General features: G+C 66.0%; 21 protein-coding genes. 5 read left to right on the top strand and 16 right to left on the bottom strand.

Annotated features, from left to right (window positions below):
• Genes rpsC through rplC form a run of 7 tightly spaced genes read right to left on the bottom strand, consistent with a single transcriptional unit; the run spans window position 1 to window position 3,835 of the window.
• Window positions 1-795 (bottom strand): 30S ribosomal protein S3, encoded by a 795-nt coding sequence (rpsC, locus tag LZ005_RS11015; protein WP_237808097.1) that lies wholly within the window; start codon window positions 793-795, stop codon window positions 1-3.
• Between the two features lie 9 nt (window positions 796-804).
• Window positions 805-1,137: a 50S ribosomal protein L22 gene (gene rplV / locus LZ005_RS11010; RefSeq protein ID WP_237808313.1), complete on the bottom strand. Its 333-nt coding sequence runs from the start codon at window positions 1,135-1,137 to the stop codon at window positions 805-807.
• Window positions 1,134-1,409, bottom strand: coding sequence for a 30S ribosomal protein S19 (gene rpsS, locus LZ005_RS11005; RefSeq protein WP_237808096.1), 276 nt, complete (start codon window positions 1,407-1,409; stop codon window positions 1,134-1,136). Before rpsS ends, rplV begins: the two co-directional genes overlap by 4 nt.
• 10 nt (window positions 1,410-1,419) lie before the next feature.
• A complete protein-coding gene (gene rplB, locus LZ005_RS11000) occupies window positions 1,420-2,247 on the bottom strand; it encodes a 50S ribosomal protein L2 (RefSeq protein ID WP_237808095.1) in 828 nt (275 codons plus the stop codon).
• A complete protein-coding gene (rplW, locus tag LZ005_RS10995) occupies window positions 2,247-2,561 on the bottom strand; it encodes a 50S ribosomal protein L23 (RefSeq protein WP_237808094.1) in 315 nt (104 codons plus the stop codon). Before rplW ends, rplB begins: the two co-directional genes overlap by 1 nt.
• Window positions 2,558-3,178, bottom strand: coding sequence for a 50S ribosomal protein L4 (gene rplD, locus LZ005_RS10990; RefSeq protein WP_237808093.1), 621 nt, complete (start codon window positions 3,176-3,178; stop codon window positions 2,558-2,560). The genes rplW and rplD overlap by 4 nt, the downstream gene beginning before the upstream one ends.
• 3 nt (window positions 3,179-3,181) lie before the next feature.
• The gene (rplC, locus tag LZ005_RS10985) at window positions 3,182-3,835 is read right to left on the bottom strand and encodes a 50S ribosomal protein L3 (RefSeq protein ID WP_237808092.1); all 654 of its coding nucleotides are present in this window, start codon (window positions 3,833-3,835) and stop codon (window positions 3,182-3,184) included.
• A 207-nt stretch (window positions 3,836-4,042) separates the two neighbouring features.
• Here rplC and LZ005_RS10980 point away from each other — a divergent pair, with 207 nt between their 5' ends.
• Window positions 4,043-8,905, top strand: coding sequence for a hybrid sensor histidine kinase/response regulator (locus tag LZ005_RS10980; RefSeq protein ID WP_237808091.1), 4,863 nt, complete (start codon window positions 4,043-4,045; stop codon window positions 8,903-8,905).
• Here LZ005_RS10980 and LZ005_RS10975 read toward each other — a convergent pair.
• Complete coding sequence (locus tag LZ005_RS10975) at window positions 8,883-10,013, bottom strand: putative peptide maturation dehydrogenase (RefSeq protein WP_237808090.1); 1,131 nt, start codon at window positions 10,011-10,013, stop codon at window positions 8,883-8,885. The two genes, LZ005_RS10980 and LZ005_RS10975, sit on opposite strands and share 23 nt — an antisense overlap.
• A 77-nt stretch (window positions 10,014-10,090) precedes the next feature.
• Here LZ005_RS10975 and LZ005_RS10970 point away from each other — a divergent pair, with 77 nt between their 5' ends.
• A complete protein-coding gene (locus LZ005_RS10970) occupies window positions 10,091-10,351 on the top strand; it encodes an NHLP-related RiPP peptide (RefSeq protein ID WP_237808089.1) in 261 nt (86 codons plus the stop codon).
• A gap of 7 nt (window positions 10,352-10,358) precedes the next feature.
• Here LZ005_RS10970 and LZ005_RS10965 read toward each other — a convergent pair whose 3' ends face one another.
• Entirely contained in the window at window positions 10,359-11,837 is a 1,479-nt protein-coding gene (locus tag LZ005_RS10965; RefSeq protein ID WP_237808088.1) for a M28 family metallopeptidase, read from the bottom strand.
• A gap of 112 nt (window positions 11,838-11,949) precedes the next feature.
• Here LZ005_RS10965 and LZ005_RS10960 point away from each other — a divergent pair, with 112 nt between their 5' ends.
• Together LZ005_RS10960 and LZ005_RS10955 are read left to right on the top strand one after the other, a co-directional pair.
• The gene (locus tag LZ005_RS10960) at window positions 11,950-12,738 is read left to right on the top strand and encodes a glutathione S-transferase family protein (RefSeq protein ID WP_237808087.1); all 789 of its coding nucleotides are present in this window, start codon (window positions 11,950-11,952) and stop codon (window positions 12,736-12,738) included.
• 86 nt (window positions 12,739-12,824) lie between these two features.
• A complete protein-coding gene (locus tag LZ005_RS10955) occupies window positions 12,825-13,439 on the top strand; it encodes an outer membrane protein (protein WP_237808086.1) in 615 nt (204 codons plus the stop codon).
• A gap of 1 nt (window position 13,440) precedes the next feature.
• Here LZ005_RS10955 and LZ005_RS10950 read toward each other — a convergent pair whose 3' ends face one another.
• Entirely contained in the window at window positions 13,441-15,585 is a 2,145-nt protein-coding gene (locus LZ005_RS10950; protein WP_237808085.1) for a bifunctional diguanylate cyclase/phosphodiesterase, read from the bottom strand.
• A 154-nt stretch (window positions 15,586-15,739) separates the two neighbouring features.
• Window positions 15,740-16,057 carry a 30S ribosomal protein S10 gene (gene rpsJ, locus LZ005_RS10945; RefSeq protein ID WP_130186563.1) on the bottom strand — a complete coding sequence of 106 codons (318 nt, stop codon included), beginning with the start codon at window positions 16,055-16,057 and terminating at the stop codon, window positions 15,740-15,742.
• A 181-nt stretch (window positions 16,058-16,238) separates the two neighbouring features.
• Here rpsJ and sodC point away from each other — a divergent pair, with 181 nt between their 5' ends.
• Window positions 16,239-16,754 (top strand): superoxide dismutase [Cu-Zn] SodC, encoded by a 516-nt coding sequence (gene sodC / locus LZ005_RS10940; RefSeq protein WP_237808084.1) that lies wholly within the window; start codon window positions 16,239-16,241, stop codon window positions 16,752-16,754.
• A gap of 9 nt (window positions 16,755-16,763) precedes the next feature.
• Here sodC and LZ005_RS10935 read toward each other — a convergent pair whose 3' ends face one another.
• The 5 genes from LZ005_RS10935 to rpsL all read right to left on the bottom strand — a co-directional run bounded on the left by LZ005_RS10935 (window position 16,764) and on the right by rpsL (window position 22,859).
• Window positions 16,764-18,155: a choice-of-anchor X domain-containing protein gene (locus tag LZ005_RS10935; protein ID WP_237808319.1), complete on the bottom strand. Its 1,392-nt coding sequence runs from the start codon at window positions 18,153-18,155 to the stop codon at window positions 16,764-16,766.
• A gap of 277 nt (window positions 18,156-18,432) precedes the next feature.
• Complete coding sequence (tuf, locus tag LZ005_RS10930) at window positions 18,433-19,623, bottom strand: elongation factor Tu (RefSeq protein WP_237807968.1); 1,191 nt, start codon at window positions 19,621-19,623, stop codon at window positions 18,433-18,435.
• 66 nt (window positions 19,624-19,689) lie between these two features.
• Window positions 19,690-21,795, bottom strand: a complete 2,106-nt coding sequence (gene fusA / locus LZ005_RS10925) for an elongation factor G (RefSeq protein WP_237808083.1) — start codon at window positions 21,793-21,795, stop codon at window positions 19,690-19,692.
• Window positions 21,796-21,897: 102 nt separating this feature from the next.
• Entirely contained in the window at window positions 21,898-22,368 is a 471-nt protein-coding gene (gene rpsG, locus LZ005_RS10920) for a 30S ribosomal protein S7 (protein WP_237808082.1), read from the bottom strand.
• 107 nt (window positions 22,369-22,475) lie between these two features.
• Window positions 22,476-22,859, bottom strand: coding sequence for a 30S ribosomal protein S12 (gene rpsL, locus LZ005_RS10915; RefSeq protein ID WP_237808081.1), 384 nt, complete (start codon window positions 22,857-22,859; stop codon window positions 22,476-22,478).
• Window positions 22,860-22,885 lie beyond the last annotated feature (26 nt).

Raw genomic sequence — 22,885 nt, 5'->3', positions numbered from 1 at the left:
TTATTCTCCTGCTTTCTCAGCGCCGGCCTTGGGAGCGCGCACGCGGGCGGCGCCAGGGGCACCGGCCGGCTTGGCGCTACGCGGGCGGGCACCCGGTTTGCCGTCGTCGCGACGCGGGCCGCGCGGTTTCTTCTCGTCAGCCGGGGTGTCGATCACCGGGGCTTCGCCGGTGGCCGAACGGTCACCCTTGTAGACCCAGACCTTCACACCGATGATGCCGTAGGTGGTCGAGGCTTCGCTGGTGCCGTAGTCGATATCGGCGCGCAGGGTGTGCAGGGGCACACGGCCTTCGCGATACCACTCGGTACGGGCGATCTCGATGCCGTTCAGACGACCCGACGACATGATCTTGATGCCGACCGCGCCCAGGCGCATGGCGTTCTGCATGGCGCGCTTCATGGCGCGGCGGAACATGATGCGCTTTTCGAGCTGCTGCGAGATCGAATCGGCGATCAGTTGGGCATCGATTTCCGGCTTGCGGATTTCTTCGATGTTCACGTGCACGGGCACGCCCATGATCTTGGTCAGGGCCGACTTCAGCACTTCGATGTCTTCGCCCTTCTTGCCGATCACGACGCCCGGACGGCTCGAGAAGATCGTGAAGCGCGCGTTCTTGGCCGGACGCTCGATGACGATGCGGCCGACGGAGGCGTTCTTCAGCTTCTTCTTCAGGAAAGCGCGGGCTTTCAGGTCTTCGTTGAGCATGTCGGCAAAGTTATTGCCTGCATACCAGCGCGAAGCCCAGTTACGGGTCACCGCAAGGCGGAAACCGGTCGGATGAATCTTCTGTCCCATCGTCGCTCCTTAGTTACCGACAGTCACGTAGATGTGACAGGATTGTTTCGAAATACGATCACCGCGGCCTTTGGCACGTGCCGTGAAGCGCTTCAGGATCGGGCCCTTTTCGACGTAGATCGAGGTCACTTTCAGCTCGTCGATGTCGGCGCCATCATTGTGCTCGGCGTTCGCAATGGCGGACTCCAGCACTTTCTTGATGATGCCGGCGCCTTTTTTCGGGCTGAACGTCAGGATGTTCAGCGCGGCGTCGACTTTCTTGCCACGGATCATGTCAGCAACCAGGCGGCCTTTTTGGTCCGACAGGCGGACACCTTTGAGGATAGCTTTGGTTTCCATTATTTCTTCGCCTTCTTGTCAGCTGCGTGGCCCTTGAAGGTACGGGTCAGCGCGAATTCGCCGAGCTTGTGACCGACCATGTTTTCCGACACGTAGACGGGCACGTGGGTCTTGCCATTGTGCACAGCGATGGTCAGGCCGATGAAGTCCGGCATGATCGTCGAGCGGCGCGACCAGGTCTTGATGGGCTTTTTGTCTTTCGACGCTTGCGCGGCTTCGACTTTCTTCACCAGGTGGGCGTCACAGAACGGCCCTTTTTTCAACGAACGAGTCATTCTCTACCCCTTATTTCTTACCACGGCGCGAGACGATCATCGAAGACGTGCGCTTGTTCGAACGCGTCTTCTTACCCTTCGTCTGCTGACCCCACGGCGACACCGGGTGACGACCCGCTGCCGTACGACCCTCACCACCACCGTGCGGGTGGTCGATCGGGTTCATGACCACACCACGCACGGTCGGACGCACGCCGCGCCAACGCATGGCACCGGCTTTACCGATCTTGCGCAGATTGTGCTCGCCGTTGCCGACTTCGCCGACGGTGGCGCGGCACTCGATGTGCACGCGGCGCACTTCGCCGGAACGCAGGCGGACCTGGGCGTAGGTGCCTTCACGGGCCATCAGCACGACGCCGGCGCCGGCGGTACGGGCCATCTGGGCGCCTTTACCCGGCAGCATTTCGACGCAGTGCATCGTGGTACCGACCGGAATATTGCGGATGGGCAGGCAGTTACCGGCCTTGATCGCGGCTTCCGCGCCGTTCATCAGCGTGTCACCGACTTGCACGCCTTTGGGGGCGATGATGTAGGTGCGCTCGCCGTCGGCGTAGCACAGCAGGGCGATGTGGGCCGTGCGGTTCGGGTCGTACTCGATGCGCTCGACCTTGGCCGGGATGCCGTCCTTGTTGCGCTTGAAGTCGACCACGCGGTAGTGGTGCTTGTGACCACCGCCGATGTGGCGGGTGGTGATGTGACCGTTGTTGTTACGGCCAGCAGTTTTCGATTTCTTTTCGACCAGAGCAGCCAGCGGACGGCCCTTGTACAGGTCCGGGTTGACCACTTTCACCACGCCACGACGGCCCGGCGAAGTCGGTTTCATCTTAACGAGTGCCATTATTTAGCCTCCTCGACAAAGTTGATCTCTTGGCCGGGTTTCAGGCACACGTAGGCACGCTTGGTGTGGTTGCGACGGCCGACGAAACGGCCCGAACGCTTGACTTTACCTTCGCGGTTGACGGTTTGCACCGATTCCACTTCGACCTTGAACAGCAGCTCGACGGCGGCCTTGATCTCGGGCTTGGTGGCGTCCGGCAGCACTTTGAACATGATCTGTTCGCGCTGTTCGGCGACCATGGTGGCCTTCTCGGAAATCACCGGGGCCAGCAGCACCTTCATCAGGCGCTCTTCGCTATGTTTGATCGCGCTCATGCGAACATCTCCTCAAGTTTGGCCAGGGCCGGCTTGGTCACGAGGATCTTCTTGTAGTAGACCAGGGACATCGGATCGGCGTGCTTGGGCTCGACGACCAGGACGTGCGGCAGATTGCGCGACGCCAGTTCCAGATTCTCGTTGACGTTGTCGGTGATCACCAGCACCGAATCCAGACCCATGTTCTGCAGCTTTTGCGACAGCAGCTTGGTCTTCGGGGCGTCGATCGACAGGTCTTCGATCACGCTCAGGCGGTCTTCGCGGACCAGCTGGGACAGGATCGAGCAGATACCTGCGCGATACATCTTCTTGTTGACCTTGTGGGTGAAGTTCTCATCCGGCGTATTCGGGAAAATACGGCCGCCCCCACGCCACAGCGGCGAGGACGACATACCGGCACGGGCACGACCGGTGCCCTTTTGACGCCACGGTTTCTTCGTGGTGTGCTTGACTTCTTCGCGGTCTTTCTGCTTGCGGTTACCCGAGCGGGCGTTGGCAGCGTAGGCGACCACGATCTGGTGAATCAGGGCTTCGTTGTAGTCACGGCCGAACACAGTGTCGGCAGCGGCCACGGCAGCGCCTGCCTGACCTTGTTCATTCAGAAGCTTCAGTTCCATCTATTAAGCCCCCTTCGCTTTGACTTTGACGGCCGGCGACACGATGACTTGACCGTTCTTGGCGCCGGGAACGGCACCCTTGACCAGCAGCAGCTGGCGATCAGCATCGATACGGGCGATTTCGAGGTTCTGCACGGTGACCTTGACGTCACCCATGTGACCGGTCATGCGCTTGCCCGGGAACACGCGGCCCGGATCCTGCGCCATACCGATGGAACCAGGAACATTGTGCGAACGGGAGTTACCGTGGGTGGCACGACCGGACGAGAAGTTGTAACGCTTGATGGTACCGGCGTAACCCTTACCGATCGACACGCCTTGCACGTCGACTTTTTGACCGACTTCGAACAGCGAGACAGCGATCTTGTCGCCGGCTTTCAGTTCAGCCGCTTTGGCGGCGTCGATCGTGAATTCCTTCAGAAAGGTACCGGCTTCGACGCCAGCTTTCGCGAAGTGACCAGCAGCAGCTTTGTTCACGCGGGTGGCGCGACGCTTGCCGAAGGCAACCTGAACAGCGGTATAACCATCCGCTTCAGGGGTTTTGATTTGCGCAACACGGTTGTCCGACACGTCCAGCACGGTGACGGGGATCGAATCGCCGTCATCCGTGAAGATACGCATCATGCCAACCTTGCGACCGAGGAGGCCAAGGCTCATTTTTTCTCCATTCCCACCTACGATTGGGCGGGGCTGATGTTTAACTACTAACAAACGCGTCAATTCTCAAAGGACGAATTGACACCGAAGCCCACAAGTATAGCCCGAAAAAAACCTTGACGCAACAGGTTTTTGTGGGGTATGTCGTGCACAAAGGCAGGAAACACTTGTATGATTTGTAAGTTGCTCTAAAGAATTGGGACACGCATGGGACGAGGCTGGGTGCGGGCGCTGGGCGCGCTCTTGTTGCTGGGTTGGCTGGGCATGGCGCCGGCCGCGAGCCCGCGCTGGGAGGCCCTGACCGGGCCGCGCTTCGCCCACCTCGGCCCCGAGCGCGGTTGGCCGAACCCGATCATCATGTGTCTGGCCCAGGATGGCGCCGGCTTCGTCTGGGCCGGCACCCAGGGCGGGCTGGCGCGCTGGGACGGCTACCGGGTGCGCAGTTACCTGCATGATCCGGCCGATCCGCACTCGCTGCCCGGCAATTTCATCCAGGTGCTGCACACCGATCCCCAGGGCCGGCTGTGGATCGGCACCACCTCGGGCGGGCTGGCCCGCTATCTGCCCGAGGAAGACCGCTTCCTGCGCTATCCGGCCGGCCCGGCCGGGCTCAGCCACACGGGGATCACGGCCCTGGCCAGCGACCACCAGGGCGGCCTGTGGGTCGGCAGCGCGGCCGGACTTGACTATTTAGCGGCGGACGGGCGCGTCACCCCCGTGCCCGATTTGCCGGCCGGCGGCGTGCGCGCGCTGGCGGTCGACGCCCAGGGCCGGCTGTGGATCGGCGGCGCTAGCGGTCTGCTGCTGCGCAACCCCGACGGCCAGCTGCGCGCCCTGCCCCTGGTCGACACGAACGGGCGCGCGCAGCCGCCCGACGCGGTGATGAGCCTGCTGATCGACAGCGCCGGCCGGGTCGGCTTCGGCACGCGCAAGAGCGGGCTCGGGGTGGTCAATCTGGAGCGCGGCACGGCCGAGCTGTTCACGCGCGGCGCCGGCGCCCAGCTGGCGCGCGCGATGGTGCTGTCGCTGAGCGAGGCCAGCCCGGGCCGCTGGTGGGCCGCCACCTATGGCGCCGGGGTGGCCGAGTTCGAGCCGGCCAGCGGCGCCCTGCGCCTGCTGCGCCACAATGCCCTGATCGGCCCCAGCCTCGGGCACGACCGCGCGGCCGCCGTGCTGCGCGACCGCAGCGGCCTGCTGTGGGTCGCCAATGAACGCGGGCTCGACCGCCACGATCCGGACACGCGCGCTCTGTATACCGTGTTCGGCGGGGTCGACGCGCCCGAGGCCAATGTCACCGCCACGCTCGAACACAGCGACGGCAGCCTGTGGGTGGCGCTGGCCGACAGCGGCATCGACGTGATCAGCGCGGACGGCCAGCGGCGCGCCATCCTGCGCACCGGCGACGGCCCCGGCCAATTGCCGCCGCGCGTGATCTTCGACCTGGCCGAAGGGCCCGACGGCGCCGTCTGGCTCGGCACCCAGCTCGGCCTGTACCGGGTCGGGCGCGATGGCCGCGGCCTGCGCGCGGTGCCGCTGCAGGCGGCCAATCCGATGCCGCGCATCAGCCGCCTGGTGGCCGACCGCCAGCAGCTGTGGATCGGCAGCTTCGATGGCGTGCTGGGCCTGGACTTCGCCAGCGGGCGCCTGCGCAGCTTCGGCCCCGGCCCGGCCGGCCTGACCGACGGCCGCGTCGAAGCCCTGCTGCTGGCGCCCGGCGGCACGCTGTGGGCCGGCACCCGCAACGGCCTGAACCGGATCGAGCTGGCCAGCGGCGCGGTGCGCCAGTATCCGTATCAGCCGGGCCAGAGCAAGGGCCTGGGCGGCGGCCTGGTGGCCAGCCTGGCGCGCGACCACCAGGGCCGCCTGTGGATCTCGACCTATGGGGCCGGCCTGGCCGTGCTCGATCCGCGCAGCGACACGATCCGCCGGCTCGGCCCGGCCGAGGGCCTGCCGGTCCCCGACATCAATGGCCTGACCGTCGACGCCAGCGGCCAGATCTGGGCCGCCCACAGCCAGGGCCTGAGCCGCATCGATCCGGACAAGCTCAGCGTACGCAATATCGGCCAGAAGGACGGCCTGACGCTGGAACGCTTCGACCGCGCCAATGTCAGCCGCGACGGCGAGCTGTGGTTCGGCGGCCAGGGCGGGTTGCTGGCCTTCCGGCCCGAGCAGCTGCGCCCGCGCCACTGGCAGCCGCCGCTGGTGCTGACCCAGGTGCGGCGCGCCGGCCAGCAGCTGGCGCCGGCCGGCCTGCTGGCGCGCGGTCTACTGAGCGTAGCGCCCGGTACGCGCGATCTGCAGATCGAATTTGCCGCGCTCGACTATGCGGCGCCCGAGGCCCTGCGCTATGCCTGGCGCCTGACCGGCTACCAGGACGCCTGGACCGAGGTCGATCCGAGCGAGCGCCATGCCGTCTTCACCAGCCTGCCGGCCGGCGACTACCAGCTGCAGATCCGCGCGCGCGGACGCGACGGCCAGTGGCTGGACCAGACCCTGAACCTGGCGCTGCGCGCCGAGCGCGCCTGGTACCAGCAATGGTGGGCCTATGCGCTGGCCCTGCTGCTGGCCGGCGCCCTGCTGGCCCTGGCCTGGCACGGGCGCATGCGCATCCATGCGCGCGAGCGGGCCCGCCTCGAGGCCCTGGTGCGCGAACGCACGCGCCACCTCGAGCGCCTGAATGCGATCGTCAAGTCGATCAATGAGCAGCCCGATTTCGACAGCCTGCTGCAGGCCATGCTGGAGCAGGCGCGCGGCCTGGCCGGGGTCGAGCGCACGCTGGTGCTGGTGCGCGATCCGGCCCAGGAGCAATACAGCCTGCACGCCGGCTGGTCGCGCCAGGGCCCGGCCCCGCACTGGCTACCGCTGTCGGCCGCCGAGACCGAGGCGCGGCTGGCCACCAGCGCCAGCGTGCTGGCGGCCGACACCCTGTTCCAGGAACACGGACGCTGGCAGCGCCTGACCCTGCGCATCCGCAGCGCCAACCGGGTGGCCGGCTATCTGGTGTTCGAGAACGACGGCCAGCAGGCCTTCGCGCGCGCCGACCTCGCCCTGATGAGCGACCTGAAGGAGCACTTCGTCTCGGCCTTCCAGAAGATGCAGGCGGCGCGCGAGCTCGAGCGCGCGCGCGTCCAGGCCGAGGCGGCCACGCGCGCCAAGAGCGCCTTCCTGGCCAATATCAGCCACGAGATCCGCACCCCGATGAATGCCATCATCGGCTTTGCCGGCCTCGGCATCCACCTGGCGCAGTCGCCCCAGACGCTCGACTATTTCAGCAAGATCGGCAATGCCGGACGCAGCCTGCTGGCGATCATCAATGACCTGCTCGACTTCTCCAAGATCGAGTCAGGCAAGCTGACCCTCGAGGCGCAGCCGTTCGCGCCGCGCGAGCTGGCCGCCCAGCTCGGCGACCTGTTCGGCGCGGCAGCCACCGACAAGGGCCTCGAGCTGATCCTGAACGTCGCCCCCGACGTGCCGCGCCGCGTGGTCGGCGATCCGCTGCGCCTGTCGCAGATTCTGATCAACCTGGTCGGCAATGCCATCAAATTCACGGCCAGCGGCTATGTGATGCTGAGCGTGCAATGCCAGAGCGCGGCCGAGAATCAGGTGCACCTGAGCTTCACGGTCGACGATTCCGGCATCGGCATCAGCCCCGAGCAACAGGCGCGCCTGTTCCAGGCCTTCTCCCAGGCCGACGATTCGACCACCCGCCTGTACGGCGGCACCGGGCTCGGGCTGGCGATTTCGCAGCAGCTGGTGCAGCGCATGGGCGGCCAGATCACGCTCGACAGCGCGCCCGGGCGCGGCAGCCGCTTCCACTTCACGCTGACCCTGCCGGTGGCCAATGGCGAAGGGATCGGGCGCGCGCCCGAGGCCCTGCTCGGCCGCCAGCTGCTGGTGGTCGACGACAGTCCGGAGGCGCGCCAGGTGCTGGGCCAGCAACTGAGCGGCTTCGGTTTCGCCGTGCGTCTGGCCGCGTCCGGCCAGGAGGCGCTGGACGCGCTGGCCGCCGCCCCGGCCGATCTGGTGCTGCTCGACTGGAAAATGCCGGGGCTCGACGGCGTGGCCACGGCCCAGGCCCTGCGCGCGCGCGGCAGCGCCGAGCCGCCGGTGATCATGGTCAGCGCCTATGCGCGCGAAGGCATCGTCCAGGCGGCGCTGGCGGCCGGTGTGCAGCGCTTCCTCGACAAGCCGGTCCATCCGGAGCTGCTGCTGTCGACCGTGGTGGCGGCGCTGCGCGGCGAGGCCGCCAGTCCGGTGCCGACCACGCCGGCCCCGGCCGCGCTGTCCTCGGTGCTGGCCGGGCGCCGCGTGCTGGTGGTCGACGACAACCGCATCAATCTCGAAGTGGCCTGCGCCGTGCTGCGCCAGGCCGGCGTGGCCTGCCTGACGGCCGACAGCGGCGCCGAAGCGCTCCAGCATCTGCAGAGCGAGAGCGTGGACGCGGTGCTGATGGACATCCAGATGGCCGGCATGGACGGCTACCAGACCACGGCCGCGATCCGCGCCAATCCGGCGCTGGCGCGCCTGCCGGTGATCGCCATGACGGCCCACGCGATCGCCGGCTACCGCGAACGCTGCCTGGCCCAGGGCATGAACGACTTCGTCACCAAGCCGCTCGAACCGGCGCTGCTGTTCCGCACCCTGGCCAGCTGTCTGGGCCTGCAGTGGGAGGACGCCCCGGCCGCGCCGGCGCCGGCCGCACCCGCGACCAGCCTGCCCGCGCTGCCCGGCATCGATGTGGCCGCCGCCCTGGCCGTGCTGGACGGCCGCGAAGCCCTGCTGCGCAAGCTGCTCGGCCTGTTCGCCACCCAGTTCGGACCGACCCCGGAGCGCATCCGCGCCGCCCTGCTCGACGATGATCTGGGACGCGCGCGCGACCTCACGCACACGCTCAAGGGTTCATCCGGGAATCTGGCGGCCCAGCGCGTGCACGCGGCCGCGATCGCGCTCGAGCACGCCCTGGCCGGCACGGCGCGCGCGCCGATGCTGGCCGCGCTTGGCGAACTCGAAGCGGCGCTCGACGAAGTGCTGGACGGGATCGCCGCGCTCAGCGCAGTTCCGGCATCGTGATGCTGGCGGCCGGCGCGCCGCAGCCAAGCGCGGCCAGCACGATCTGGCCGCGTCCGTCGAGCCCGAGCGCGTCTTCGATATTCGCTTCGTTGATGCCGGCCGTGATGAAGGCCGGCAGCCCGGCTTCGGCCGCCAGCAGGGCGAAGCTCTGGCCGAGGTGGCCAGCGTCGAGCTGCAGCACGCGGTAGGCCTTCGGGTGGTTGCGGTACTTCCAGAAGCTGCGCGCCACCCGCCCGACCAGGAACACCAGCAGCGGCGCCTGGGCAAACCAGTCCTGGCCAGCCACGGCCGTGAGGGCAAACGCGGCCGGATCGGCCGGCGCCCCCAGCGCGGCCAACGTATGGCGCACCGGATGGTAGTGGTAGAAGCCGGGCGCCAGACCATCCACGCGCAGGGCCAGCAGATAGGCTTCGATCGGATGCAGGCCGCCGCCCGAGGGGCTGGTCTTTTTCAGCACGGCGGCCGTGGCGCCGAGCGGGTGCACGCGCTGGGCGCCGAAACTGCGCTGCAGCAGGCGCGCCACGGTGGCCAGATCGAGCCGCGCCTGCGGATCGAAATTGCGCCCCGTGTAGCGCGCGCCGAGCACCCCGTCGAGCGGCCCGGGCAGCGGCGCCGGCAGCGCCAGCTGGGGCGCCTGCGGATACTCGCTGCAGGCCGGGGGCGGACTGCCGAAGCGTTCGACCAGATGGGCAAAGGTGGGAAAGCGCTTGCCGTTCTCGCCCTCGCGGTCGCGCCAGCGGCTGTCCTGATGCAGCAGGGCCGCCAGCGGCCGCCAATGGGCCGCGCGCACGGCCTCGTCGCGCGCGCGCCAGGCGGCGTGCGCGGGCGCGTCGCTGATCAGCAGGCCCTGCTCCAGCAGTGCGTCGAGACAGGCGGCGCCATGCTGGGCCGCCAGCGCCGCATGCTCCTGCCACAGGCTGGGCCCGAGCGTGCGCAGCACGGCGCACGCGGCCTCGTCCACCGGACAGGGCGCCTCCAGGTGGGGCGCGTGGGCCAGGGTCTGCACGCTGGCGGCCAGCGCGCTGCCGCCACGCAGAAGGCTGGCCAGGGCAAAGCGCAGGTCCTCGCGCGGTTCAAGAAACAGGATGGCGCAGCGGCGTAGCAACATGGCTTAAACAAGATTGCAAGAAATTGAACAATACCCTAGGATGGGCATTCCGTTTAACTTTTTAGAAAGTTTTCATCTTGGCTACTCCGCACAATCTGCCCGCAATCGAGACCCTGCTCGACAAGCTCGCCACCGACGACGCCTTCCGCGACCAGCTGAGCGCCGATCCGCTCGGCACCCTGGCCAGCATCGGCCTGACCCCGGACCCGTCCGAGGTGCCGGCCACGCCGACCCTGCCGCCCAAGCATGTGGTGGCGGCCAACCGCGCGACCCTGCACGCGGCGCTGACGGCTGGTAACGAAGACTTCATCTACTTCTTCCTCGACCAGCCGGTCTGATCACAGCTTAAGGCTGCACCAGCTTGCGCGCTGCCTCGCGGTAGCGCGCGGCTTTCGGATTGGCGGCATTCCATTGCGGCGCCTGAGTCTGGTTGGCCAGGGTCAGCATGCCCAGCGCCACCATGCGGCTGACCCGCGCCATGTTTTCGTAATCGATCTTCTGCCAGTCGTCGGCCGGACCGTGATAGTCCGGGAACTCATAGGCGACGCTCAGCGTGTGAGCCGGCACCCCGACATCGGCCAGGGCCTGATTGTCGGAAAACGCGAAATAGCGGTCGCTATTGACCGGATGCTTGAACACCTCGATCCCGGTGGCCTTGCCGGCTTCCTGCAGGATCGGGCCGAGGTCGGAGAAGTCAAAGCCGGTCATCGCCACCCGGTTCACCTGCGGACCTTCGCTGTCGTCCGTGCGGCCCAGCTGTTCGAGATTGATGTCGGCCACCGTGCGCGCCAGCGGCAGCACCGGATGGCGGCCATAGTACTGCGAGCCCTTGAGGCCCAGCTCCTCGCCGAACACGGCCATGAAGGCGATACTGCGGCGCGGCCGCTGCGGCAGGCTGGCCAGGGCGCCGGCCACTTCCATCATGGCGGCGGTGCCGCTGGCGTCGTCGTTGGCGCCGCGGTGCAGCTTGCCATTGACCAGGCCCAGATGGTCATAGTGGGCGGTCAGCATCACATAGGTGTCGCGCAGCTGCGGGTCGCTGCCGCGCAGCACCCCGATCACATTGCGCAGCTTGACGGGTTTCAGCTCGGGGCCGGGGATGCGCACACTCATGCGCACCGGGCCGCTGGCGGCGGCAATCGCGTCGATCACGGCGCGCGCATGCAGCACCACGGTCGGCACCGGACCGCCATTGGCGTGGCGCTCCTCGGGATCGACCAGCACCGCGGCCTGGCCGCCGTCGCCATTCGGATTCTTGCGGTCGAAGGCCAGGCGCAGCAGCGGACGGGCGGTGCGCATGGCCGTGCCGAGCGCGCGCCGGGCCGCCGTGCGGGCGGCGTCGGACAGGTCGGCCGGCAGGTCGACCACGACCACCTTGCCATCCAGGCTGCCGGGCGCGATCTGGGCGTCGGGCGTGCTGATGCGCACCACGTCGGCGCCGTCCGTACTGAATGCGGCCGCCCCTTCCAGGCTGACGGCCGCCGCCGGCACCTGCAGGGTCTGGCCGCCGACCGTGAAGCTGAGCGTGAAGTCCTTCATGTCGCGCTTGCCGTAACCCCAGGTCGCGGTCTGGAAGTAGCCGTCGTCGCCGACCGGCTCCAGGCCGAAGCGGCGGAACTGGGCGGCGATGTATTCGGCCGCCAGCTCCTGCCCGCGCGAGGGCGTGGCGCGCCCTTCGAGCAGATCGGAGGCGAGGAAGGACAGGTGGCCGCGCAGCGCGTCCGGGGTCAGGCGCTTGAGCATGGCGTCCTGTTCCGGGGTCGGGCCGGCCGCCTGGGCCAGGCTGGCCGCGGCGGCCAGCAGCAATGCATATACGATGCGCATGGGGTCTCCAGATGTGAATAAGCTGGCAAGCATCACATGCGCCGCCAGCCGCGTCAATGGCCATGAATTCATGTAAGATAGGTTTCACTTTTGACCAGAATCCGCCGCGGCCATGCTGACTATCTATCACGTCCCTGTCTGTCCGTTCTGCCAGCGCCTCGAGATTGTGCTGACCCTCAAGGGCCTGCACGACCAGGTCCATTTCGACATCGTCGACATCACCCAGCCGCGCCCCCTGTGGCTGCTCGAAAAGACGCATGGCACGACCGCCATGCCGGTGCTCGAAACCAGCGACGGCCGCATCATCAAGGAAAGCCTGGTCATCATGCAATACCTCGAGGACCTGCTGCCGGCGCGTCCGGTGCGGCGCGCCGATCCGTATGAGCGCGCGCTCGAGAACATGCTGGTGCGGATGGAAGGCGAATTCACCGAGGCCGGCTTCAAATACCTGCTCAACCAGGACCCGGCCCAGCGCCAGGCCTGCCACGACCGCATGCTCATGCAGTTCGCGCGCATCAACGAATTCCTGATGACCCATGCGCCCGAGCGCACTTTCCTGTTCGACGAATTCGGCTGGGCCGAGGCGGTGTTCACGCCGCTGCTGATGCGCTTCTGGTTCCTCGAGTACTACGAGGACTTCGTGCTGCCCGACGCGCCCGCCTACGCGCGCGTGGCCGCCTGGCGCGCCGCCTGCGTCAGCCATCCGGCCGTCCAGCAGGTCACGCGCGAACAGATCATCAAGTCCTACTACGACGCCTCCAAGGGCTATGGCAATGGCAAGATGGTGCCGGGGCGCAGCGTCTCGACCTTCACCTTCGCGCCCGACTGGCGCGCGCGCCCGATGCCGCCGCGCGACAAGTACGGCCACAACGCCAGCGACGCCGAACTCGGCCTGCTGTAAGCGCGCGCCCGGCTGCGACAAACTCAGGACAGACAGGCGCGCCGCGCCTGTCTACACTGGCGCTATTTCCTTGCGAGAGAGATGCCATGTTGATCCGTTCCCTGCTGCTGGCGGCCGGCGCCCTGTGCGCCACGGCCCAGGCCAGCGACCTGTCGCTCGGTGTCGATGTCCTGCACGGCCGCACCGATTCCCATTACAGCCTGCGCAGCCAGGTCCTGCCGGTCACCCTCAATGGCCAGGAGCGCGCCAGCGGCGAGGGGCTGGCGATCCAGGCCGGTCTGGCGCTGGCGCCGCACTGGCAGCTGGTCGGCGCGCTCGAAGATCTGGGGCGCGCGCGCAGCATCAAGCGCGCCTGCGGCATGATCGGCTGCCGCGATGTCGCGCTCGACAACCACGTGCGCGCGCTGCGTCTGGGCGTCGAAGCCAGCCTGCCGCTGAGCGGCAATCTGTCCGTGCATGGCCAGGCCGGCGCGGCCTGGATGCGCGTGCATCAGCAGCGCTGGGACAATAGCGGCATCGCCGTCGACCGCCCGCCCGAGATCGTACCCGTCACCCACAGCGGGGTCGGCGCCGCCTGGCAGCTGGGCCTGGGCTATGCGTTCAGCCCGCAGCTGAGCGCCCGGGTCGGCTATGGCGGCCTGAGCCGCGTGGGCGGGGTCGACTGGCAGGGCTGGCGCCTCGGCCTGCACGGCCGCTTCTGACTCAGGCGGCGTGCGCGCGCACGAAGGCCGCGAACTGGTCCGGCGGCAGCGGGCGCGCGTAAAAATACCCCTGCGCCTCGTCGCAGCCGAGTGCGCGCAGGCGCTCGGCGATGGCGCCGCTTTCCACCCCTTCGGCAATCGTGCGCAGCCCGAGGCTGCGCGCCATGTCGATCACGGCGCGCACGATCGCCACCGCATCAGCGCTGACGGCCAGATCGGCCACGAAGCTCTTGTCGATCTTCAGCCGGTCGACCGCGAAGCGGCGCAGATACTGCAGGCTCGAGTAGCCGGTGCCGAAGTCGTCCACGGCCAGGGTCAGGCCGAGCGCCTTCAGCTGGCGCACGGTGTCGAGCACATGGTCGGTGTCGCGGATCAGGATCGACTCGGTCAGCTCGAGTTCGAGCAGGGCCGGATCGAGGCCGCTGCGCGCCAGCGCGCCTTTGATCATCTCGACCAGGCCAGGCCGCGCAAACTGCACGGCCGACAAATTGACGGCAATGCGCAGCGCGCCCAGCCCGGCGCGCTGCCAGGCCATCGCCTGCTGGCACACCTGCTCGACCAGCCAGGCGCCAATCGGCACGATCAGGGCCGTATCCTCGGCCACCGGAATGAAGCGCAGCGGCGGCACCAGTTCGCCATTCGGCAGGCGCCAGCGGATCAGGGCTTCGGCCGCTTCCAGGCGTCCGCTGGCCAGATCGAACTGCGGCTGATAGTGGATCTCGAAGTCGCCGCGCGTGAGCGCATCGCGCAGGCCATTGCTGATGGCCAGCTGCTCGCTGGCCTCGCTGTTCATCTGCTCGTCGTAGAAGCGGTAGGTATTGCGCCCGGCCGCCTTGGCGCGGTACATGGCCATGTCGGCGCGCTTGAGCAGGGTGTCGAAATCGCGCCCGTCCTCGGGATACACAGCGATGCCCATCGAGGCCGACACCACGGCCCGTTCGCCGCCCAGATCATACGGTTCGGACAGCACCTCGAGCAGGCGCCCCAGCACCGGCATGGCCTGCTCGGGCGCGAGCAGATCGGGCAGGATCACAGCGAACTCGTCACCGCCCATGCGGCTCAGGGTGTCGACGCTGCGCACATGCTGCTGGAAGCGGCGCGCGGCCAGGCGCAGCAATTGGTCGCCGCGCTCGTGGCCGAGCGAATCATTGACCGTCTTGAAGTGGTCGAGGTCGACATAGGCCAGCACCACATGCCCGCGCGTGCGCGCCGCCCGCCCGATCGCCAGCTCGGCGCGGTCGCGCAGCAGCAGGCGGTTCGGCAGTTCGGTCAGCGCATCGTGATAGGCCAGGTAGGCGGCGCGGTTCTCGGCCTGCTTGCGCTCCGAGACTTCGACCTGCAGGCGCTGGTAGGGCGCGCGCACGGTGGTGACGAACACGGCGCGGTAGATGAAGAAGTAGGCGAGCGCCTTGTACAGGTGGCCCACCAGGCTGAACAGGTCGTTGACATGCGAGTACAGCATCAGGCTGAGCTCGGACAGGATGATCATCAGCGTGGCCGAGAACAGCAGGGCTGGCATGTCATGGCCGCTGTCGCCGCTGCGCGCCTGGCGCAGATAAGCCATGGCCGCGGCCGCCATCAGCATGACCGCCCCGCCCTCGAGCAGCAGCTTGATTGCGGTCTGGCCCTGGCCGTCGATGAACATCACCGGCCACCAGTGCGGCGCCAGCAGTACCGACAGGGTGCCGCCCACGACCAGCAGCAGGACCGCACCCAGCGCCAGATAGCGCCCGGCCCGGTGCGGATACGGCTGCCACGGGCGCAGCGCCACCAGCAGCAGGGTGGCGGCGGCGCTGTAGCGCGCCATCAGCCAGAAGTTGATCGCCTTGTTCGGCGAGGCCGGCGTCACCCAGTCGGGCATGCCGCGGTAGGACAGCATATGGCCGGTGTCGAACAGGCCGGCCGCCAGAAAGCCGCAGGCCAGCAGCAGCACATTACCGGCATGGGTCGCCCCGTACGAATGCCAGGACACGGCGAAGATCAGCAGAGCGATGATGACGGCGACCAGCTCGCACAGGGTGTGCACCGAGACCGGGAACAAGAAGGGGCTATCGTGCGGGGAGCCATCGTCTGGCATCAGCCAGACCACCAGAAACACCAGGGTGAGCAGGCCCAGCAGGCGCCAAGGAATTGCTGTGTCTCGCATCGCTCAGGTTATTGTTGTCAAATAATAACGGCGATTGTGGAATTGCAATTCGCGAAAGTCAATTGTCCCTTAGGCAAATAGGGAAATTCAGGCGAAAAAAAACCGGGCGCGGGCCCGGTTTTCTTGCCGAAGGCGGCGCAGGCCGCCCTTGTGTTTACTGCAGTTTGATTTCGACGTCGACGCCAGCCGGCAGATCCAGCTTCATCAGGGCGTCCACGGTCTTGTCGGTCGGATCGACGATGTCCATCAGACGCTGGTGGGTGCGGATCTCGAACTGGTCGCGCGAGGTCTTGTTGACGTGCGGGGAACGCAGCACGTCGAAACGCTGAATACGGGTCGGCAGGGGCACGGGGCCTTTGACCACAGCGCCGGTGCGCTTGGCGGTGTCGACGATTTCCAGAGCGGACTGGTCGATCAGTTTGTAGTCGAAAGCCTTCAGGCGAATGCGGATTTTTTGATTCGGGGTGGACATGGTCATTTCCTTTTCAAAGAACGATCCGCCGCTCGGAAAGAGACGGCGGCATGAAAGTGTGCAGCGCGGACGCCGGGCACACAAAGGACGATATTCTAGCACGCTTTTTTTCCAAAAAAAACCCTTTCCTTTGCTTGCATCCGCAGCTATATTGCCCTGCACTCAACTTTTAGGAGACACCATGACCCGTACCGCACTGATCGCCGCCCTCAGCCTGGCCGCGCTCACGGCCCACGCCGCCGAACTGAGCGTGAACATGAACATCGTCAACGAAGCCGGCGTCGTCAAAGCGGCCGGCACCGTGCTGGTCAGCGAGAACGCGCACGGCCTGGTGTTCACGCCCAATCTGAGCGGTCTGCCGGCCGGTCTGCATGGTTTCCACGTGCATGAAAACCCGAGCTGCGACGCCGCCGACAAGGACGGCAAGAAGACCGCCGCGCTCGGCGCCGGCGGCCACCTCGATCCGGCCGCCAGCAAGAAGCATGGCCTGCCCTGGGGCGACGGCCACCTGGGCGACCTGCCCGCCCTGTACGTCGACGCGAACGGCAATGCCAGCCAGCCGGTGCTGGCGCCGCGCCTGAAGCTGGCCGATCTCAAGGGCCGCAGCCTGATGATCCATGCGGGCGGCGACAACCATGCCGATCATCCGGCCATGCTCGGCGGCGGCGGCGCCCGCATCGTCTGCGGCGTGTTCTAACCCGCCCGCTCAGCGCAGGCGGGCGCTCAAGGTCGAGCGTCCGCCCGTGGCGGCAAACCAGGGCAGGCAGCGCCCGGCCGCGAAGCCGTCGGCGCAGTCCTGCACCTCACGCGCCTCGGCGCGCCGCGCCAGCCAGTCGTACAGGCTGAGCGCGCGCTGATCGAGCAGCTGCTCGGACACGATCAGGGTCGCCATCCGGAATGCCGTCTGCGCCTTGCCGACGGCCGGATCGCGCGCCCCGTAGCGCGCCACCAGATCATTGATGCGCACCGGCGTCACGGCCGCGTCGGGCAGGAAGTCGCCCGGCTGCAGCGCCTGGGTCGGATTCTTGAGCGCAAAGAATTCACCGACTTCGGCCGCGCTTAGCAGGCCCATCATGTACAACTCCATCGTATTGAAGCGCGTGCCCTGCAGCGGATCGGCCGTGCCGACCTGCCAGCCGCCGGCCGCGCGCGTGAACGCATACAGGTACTCGCCGCCCTGATTGCCCGGCGGCAGACTGAAGCCCATCACATTCGCCGCCAGCGAGCCGGCCGGATAGTGGGGGCGCGCCTGGGCCAGCTCCGGGCTGTCCATGTACTGGATCCACTGGTGGCCGGTCTCGTGCAGCACGGCTTTTCCGCCGCCGTCGAAACCGGCCGAGAGCGGAAAGCGCGACCAGCCCTGCAGGCGGCCGGCGCTGCCGAAGCTCGCGCTCTCGTCCATCATGCCGAAGCCGATGCCCTTGGTCGTATTCTTGATGATGCTGTGGCTGCGGTTGCCGCGCGGCCCGGCGATCAGCACCACGTTCAGGAAGTCATACTGGTCCGGATAGCTGGCATAGAAGCGCCGCGCCAGCGGCCGCACATCGCTGTCGCGCAGCGTGCCCGGGCTGACGGCCAGATTGACCACGTAGTCAGTCTCCTGCATGTCCTCGGCCAGCTTACGCACCGGCACCAGGCCGATCGCCGGCGACCAGATCTCGGCGAACACATTGAAGCGCAACGCCGAGCTGCCCAGGCGCAGCTGGCCGACCGGCGGATGCTGGACCCATTTGGCGCTGTACTGGCGCAGCACCACGGCCGGGCTCAGGCGCACACTCCAGATGCCGTCGCCAGCCACGGCATCGCCTTCGCGGCCATCGTCGCGCAGGGCGAAGTCGCCGGACAGGGTTTCGAGCACCACGTCACCGCTGACGCCGGCCAGCGCCGCTTCGAACAGCACCGGGCTGGCCTGGTCTTCGGGCACCACCGTCGGGCTCCAGCGCGACCAGCTGACGTCCGGCGTGCCCGGCGCCGGCGTGGGTGCCGGGCTCGGCGTGGGGCTCGGCACCGGCGTCGGCGCGGGCGTCGCGGCAGGGCCGCCGCCGCCGCTACAGGCGCACAGCAGCAGGGACAGGCAGGCAATCGGCAGATGGCGCATCGGAGGCTCTCGCGTCAGGAAAAACAGGCATGCTCGCCAATGCCGCCCAGAGCGTCATCTGAAATCTTTCTTAACGTACAAATTCCACCCCACCTTTCCCCCAAGATAAATCGGGGTCAGACCCCATTTATCTGGCGGGCAAGCCCGCGGGCGGCGGAACTTGATCGCTGGATAAATGGGGTCTGACCCCGATTTGTTTAGGGGGAAAGGAGGGGTGGCGCGGGGCAAAAAAAATGCCGGCCCGCAGGCCGGCATTTTTTGTACTGCAGATCCGCGCTTAGGCGATGATCTTGGCCACCACGCCGGCGCCGACGGTACGGCCGCCTTCGCGGATAGCGAAGCGCAGACCTTCTTCCATCGCGATCGGGGTGATCAGCTTCACGGTGATCGAGACGTTATCGCCCGGCATCACCATTTCTTTGTCGGCCGGCAGCTCGATCGAGCCGGTCACGTCCGTCGTACGGAAGTAGAACTGCGGACGGTAGTTGTTGAAGAACGGGGTGTGACGGCCACCTTCGTCTTTCGACAGCACGTAGATTTCGCCGGTGAAGTGCGAGAACGGCTTGATCGAACCCGGCTTGGCCAGCACCTGGCCACGCTCGACGTCTTCACGCTTGGTGCCGCGCAGCAGCAGGCCGACGTTGTCGCCAGCTTGACCCTGGTCCAGCAGCTTGCGGAACATTTCGACGCCGGTCACGGTCGTCTTCACGGTGTCCTTGATACCGACGATTTCGATCTCTTCGCCGACCTTGATGATGCCGCGCTCAACACGACCGGTCACCACGGTACCGCGGCCCGAGATCGAGAACACGTCTTCCACCGGCATCAGGAAGGCGCCGTCCACGGCACGTTCCGGCGTCGGGATGTAGCTGTCCAGGGCTTCGGCCAGCTTCAGGATGCAGTCTTCGCCCAGTTCGCCAGCGGCGCCGTCCAGCGCCATACGAGCCGAACCCTTGATGATGGGCAGATCGTCGCCCGGGAATTCGTACTTCGACAGCAGCTCGCGCACTTCCATTTCGACCAGCTCGAGCAGCTCGGCGTCGTCGACCAGGTCGCACTTGTTCAGGAACACGATGATGTAGGGCACGCCCACCTGACGGGCCAGCAGGATGTGCTCGCGGGTCTGCGGCATCGGGCCGTCAGCGGCCGACACCACCAGGATCGCGCCGTCCATCTGGGCAGCGCCGGTGATCATGTTCTTGATGTAGTCGGCGTGGCCCGGGCAGTCCACGTGGGCGTAGTGGCGGTTGGCCGTCTCGTACTCGACGTGGGCGGTGTTGATGGTAATACCGCGGGCTTTTTCTTCCGGTGCGGCGTCGATCTGGTCGTAGGCCTTGGCTTCACCGCCGAATTTCTTCGACAGCACGGTAGCGATGGCGGCGGTCAGGGTGGTTTTGCCGTGGTCGACGTGGCCGATGGTACCGACGTTCACGTGCGGTTTAGTCCGCTCGAATTTTTCTTTTGCCATTTTAAATCTTCCTTTATCAGTTCAAAAGGCGCCCGGCTTGTGGCCGGGCACCGGTGTTTGCATGAATTACTTGGCTTTGGCCGTCACGATGGCGTCAATCACGTGTTTCGGTGCTTCCGAATAGTGCTTGAATTCCATCGTGTAGGTGGCGCGGCCCTGGGTGGCCGAACGCAGCGTGGTCGAGTAGCCGAACATTTCCGACAGCGGCACTTCAGCGCGGATGATCTTGCCGCCGCCGCCCGGGATTTCGTCCATGCCCTGGACCATGCCGCGGCGGGACGACAGGTCGCCCATCACGTTACCGGCGTAGTCTTCCGGGGTTTCCACTTCCACCGCCATCATCGGCTCGAGGATGACCGGGTTGGCGCGTTTGCAGCCATCCTTGAATGCCATCGAGCCGGCCATGCGGAACGCGTTTTCGTTCGAGTCCACGTCGTGGTAGGAACCGAAGGTCAGGGTGACTTTCACGTCCACCACCGGGTAGCCCGCCAGCACGCCCGAGGACAGGGTATCGCGGATACCTTTTTCCACCGCCGGGATGTACTCGCGCGGCACCACGCCGCCCTTGATGGCGTCGACGAACTCGAAGCCTTTGCCCGGCTCCTGCGGTTCGATGGTGATCACGGCGTGACCGTACTGACCGCGGCCGCCCGACTGCTTGACGAACTTGCCTTCGACGTCGGTGACGGTCTTGCGGATCGTTTCACGGTAGGCCACCTGGGGCTTGCCGACGGTCGCTTCGACGCCGAATTCGCGCTTCATGCGGTCGACGATAATTTCCAGGTGCAGCTCGCCCATACCACCGATGATGGTCTGGCCCGACTCTTCGTCGGTCTTCACGCGGAACGACGGGTCTTCCTGTGCCAGACGGTTCAGGGCCAGGCCCATTTTTTCCTGGTCGCCCTTGGTCTTCGGCTCGACGGCCTGCTGAATCACGGGTTCCGGGAACTCCATCTTTTCCAGGATGATCGGCGAGGACGGATCGCACAGGGTTTCACCGGTGGTCGCTTCCTTCAGGCCGACGGCAGCGGCGATGTCGCCGGCGCGCACTTCCTTGATCTCTTCGCGCTGGTTGGCGTGCATCTGCAGAATACGGCCGACGCGCTCTTTCTTGTTCTTGATCGGGTTGAACACGGTGTCGCCCGAGTTAATCACGCCCGAGTAGACGCGGAAGAAGATCAGCTGGCCGACGAACGGGTCGGTCATGATCTTGAAGGCCAGCGCCGAGAACTTCTCGTCGTCCGAAGCTTTACGCTCGGCCGGCTGGTCGTCCTCGTCGGTGCCTTTCACCGGCGGAATGTCGATCGGCGACGGCAGGTATTCGATCACGGCGTCGAGCATGGCCTGCACGCCCTTGTTCTTGAATGCGGTACCGCACATCATCGGCACGATCTCCGAGGCGATGGTGCGCTCGCGCAGGGCCTTCTTCAGATCGGCTTCCGGCAGATCGCCTTCTTCCAGATACTTGTTCATCAGCTCTTCCGACGACTCGGCGGCGGCCTCGACCATCTTCTCGCGCCATTCTTTGGCGGACTCGAGCAGTTCAGCCGGGATATCCTTGTAGTCGAATTTCATGCCCTGCGAGGCGTCGTCCCAGTAGATGGCCTGCATCTTGACCAGGTCGACCACGCCGACGAAGTTGTCTTCGGCGCCGATCGGGATCTGGATGGGGATCGGGTTGGCCTTCAGGCGGGCACGCATCTGCTCATAGACCTTGAAGAAGTTGGCGCCGGTACGGTCCATCTTGTTCACGAAGGCCAGACGCGGCACCTTGTACTTGTTGGCCTGACGCCACACGGTTTCCGACTGCGGCTGCACGCCACCCACGGCGCAGTAGACCATGCAGGCGCCGTCGAGCACGCGCATCGAACGCTCCACCTCGATGGTGAAGTCGACGTGGCCCGGGGTGTCGATGATGTTCAGACGGTGGGCCGGGAAGTTGTTGGCCATGCCTTTCCAGAAGCAGGTGGTGGCAGCCGAGGTGATGGTGATACCACGCTCTTGTTCCTGCTCCATCCAGTCCATGGTGGCGGCGCCGTCGTGCACTTCACCGATTTTGTGGTTCACGCCGGTGTAGTACAGGATGCGCTCGGTGGTCGTCGTTTTACCGGCGTCAATGTGAGCGGAGATACCGATATTGCGGTAGCGCTCAATGGGGGTAGTGCGTGCCATGATTTTTCCTAAACTTTGAATGGTCAAAAACCGGACGCCATTCTAACGAAAGAATGTGTCCGGCTTCTTACGGTTGCCCGCGCAGGGCGGGCTGACCTGCGATTAGAAGCGGAAGTGCGAGAACGCGCGGTTCGCTTCAGCCATGCGGTGGACTTCGTCGCGCTTCTTCATGGCGCCGCCACGGCCTTCGGCCGCTTCCATCAGCTCGCCGCCGAGGCGCAGATCCATCGATTTTTCGCTGCGCTTGTTGGCAGCTTCGCGCAGCCAGCGCATCGACAGTGCGGTACGACGCACCGGACGCACTTCGACCGGCACCTGGTAATTGGCGCCGCCCACGCGACGCGATTTGACTTCGACCAGGGGTTTGCAGTTGTTCAGCGCAGCGGTGAACACTTCGATCGGGTCTTTGCCGGACTTGGCTTTGATGTGCTCGAAAGCACCGTAAATGATCTGTTCAGCGACCGATTTCTTACCGGACAGCATCAGAACGTTCACGAATTTGGCGACATCGGTGCTACCGAATTTCGGATCGGGCAGGATCTCGCGCTTGGGGACTTCACGACGACGTGGCATGTTAATTCCTTTCTTCAGTTGAGCGTGTCTTCATCGCGCTCGCGGACGGCCATCAGGACCGGCCACTTACTCAGTTATCACAACTGCTTCAACTCAGTGAGTAAAAATTACTTCTTGGCTTGCTTCGCACGCTTGGCGCCGTACTTCGAACGGGCCTGCTTACGGTCTTTCACGCCTTGGGTATCGAGGGCGCCGCGCACCATGTGGTAACGCACACCCGGCAAGTCTTTCACACGGCCGCCGCGGATCAGGACGACGCTGTGCTCTTGCAGGTTGTGGCCTTCACCGCCGATGTACGAAATGACTTCGAAACCGTTGGTCAGACGCACTTTGGCGACTTTACGAAGTGCCGAGTTCGGCTTCTTCGGGGTGGTGGTGTACACACGGGTACACACGCCACGCTTTTGCGGGCTGTTTTCCAGCGCCGGCGACTTGCTCTTCACAACCGCAGCAACGCGCGGCTTGCGAATCAGTTGATTGATGGTTGGCATCGTTATAAATCCAACAAGAGTTAATA

This window comes from Massilia sp. TS11 (assembly GCF_022012445.1).
Lineage (GTDB): Bacteria > Pseudomonadota > Gammaproteobacteria > Burkholderiales > Burkholderiaceae_D > Telluria.
This window is presented reverse-complemented; position numbering and strand designations above follow the sequence as displayed.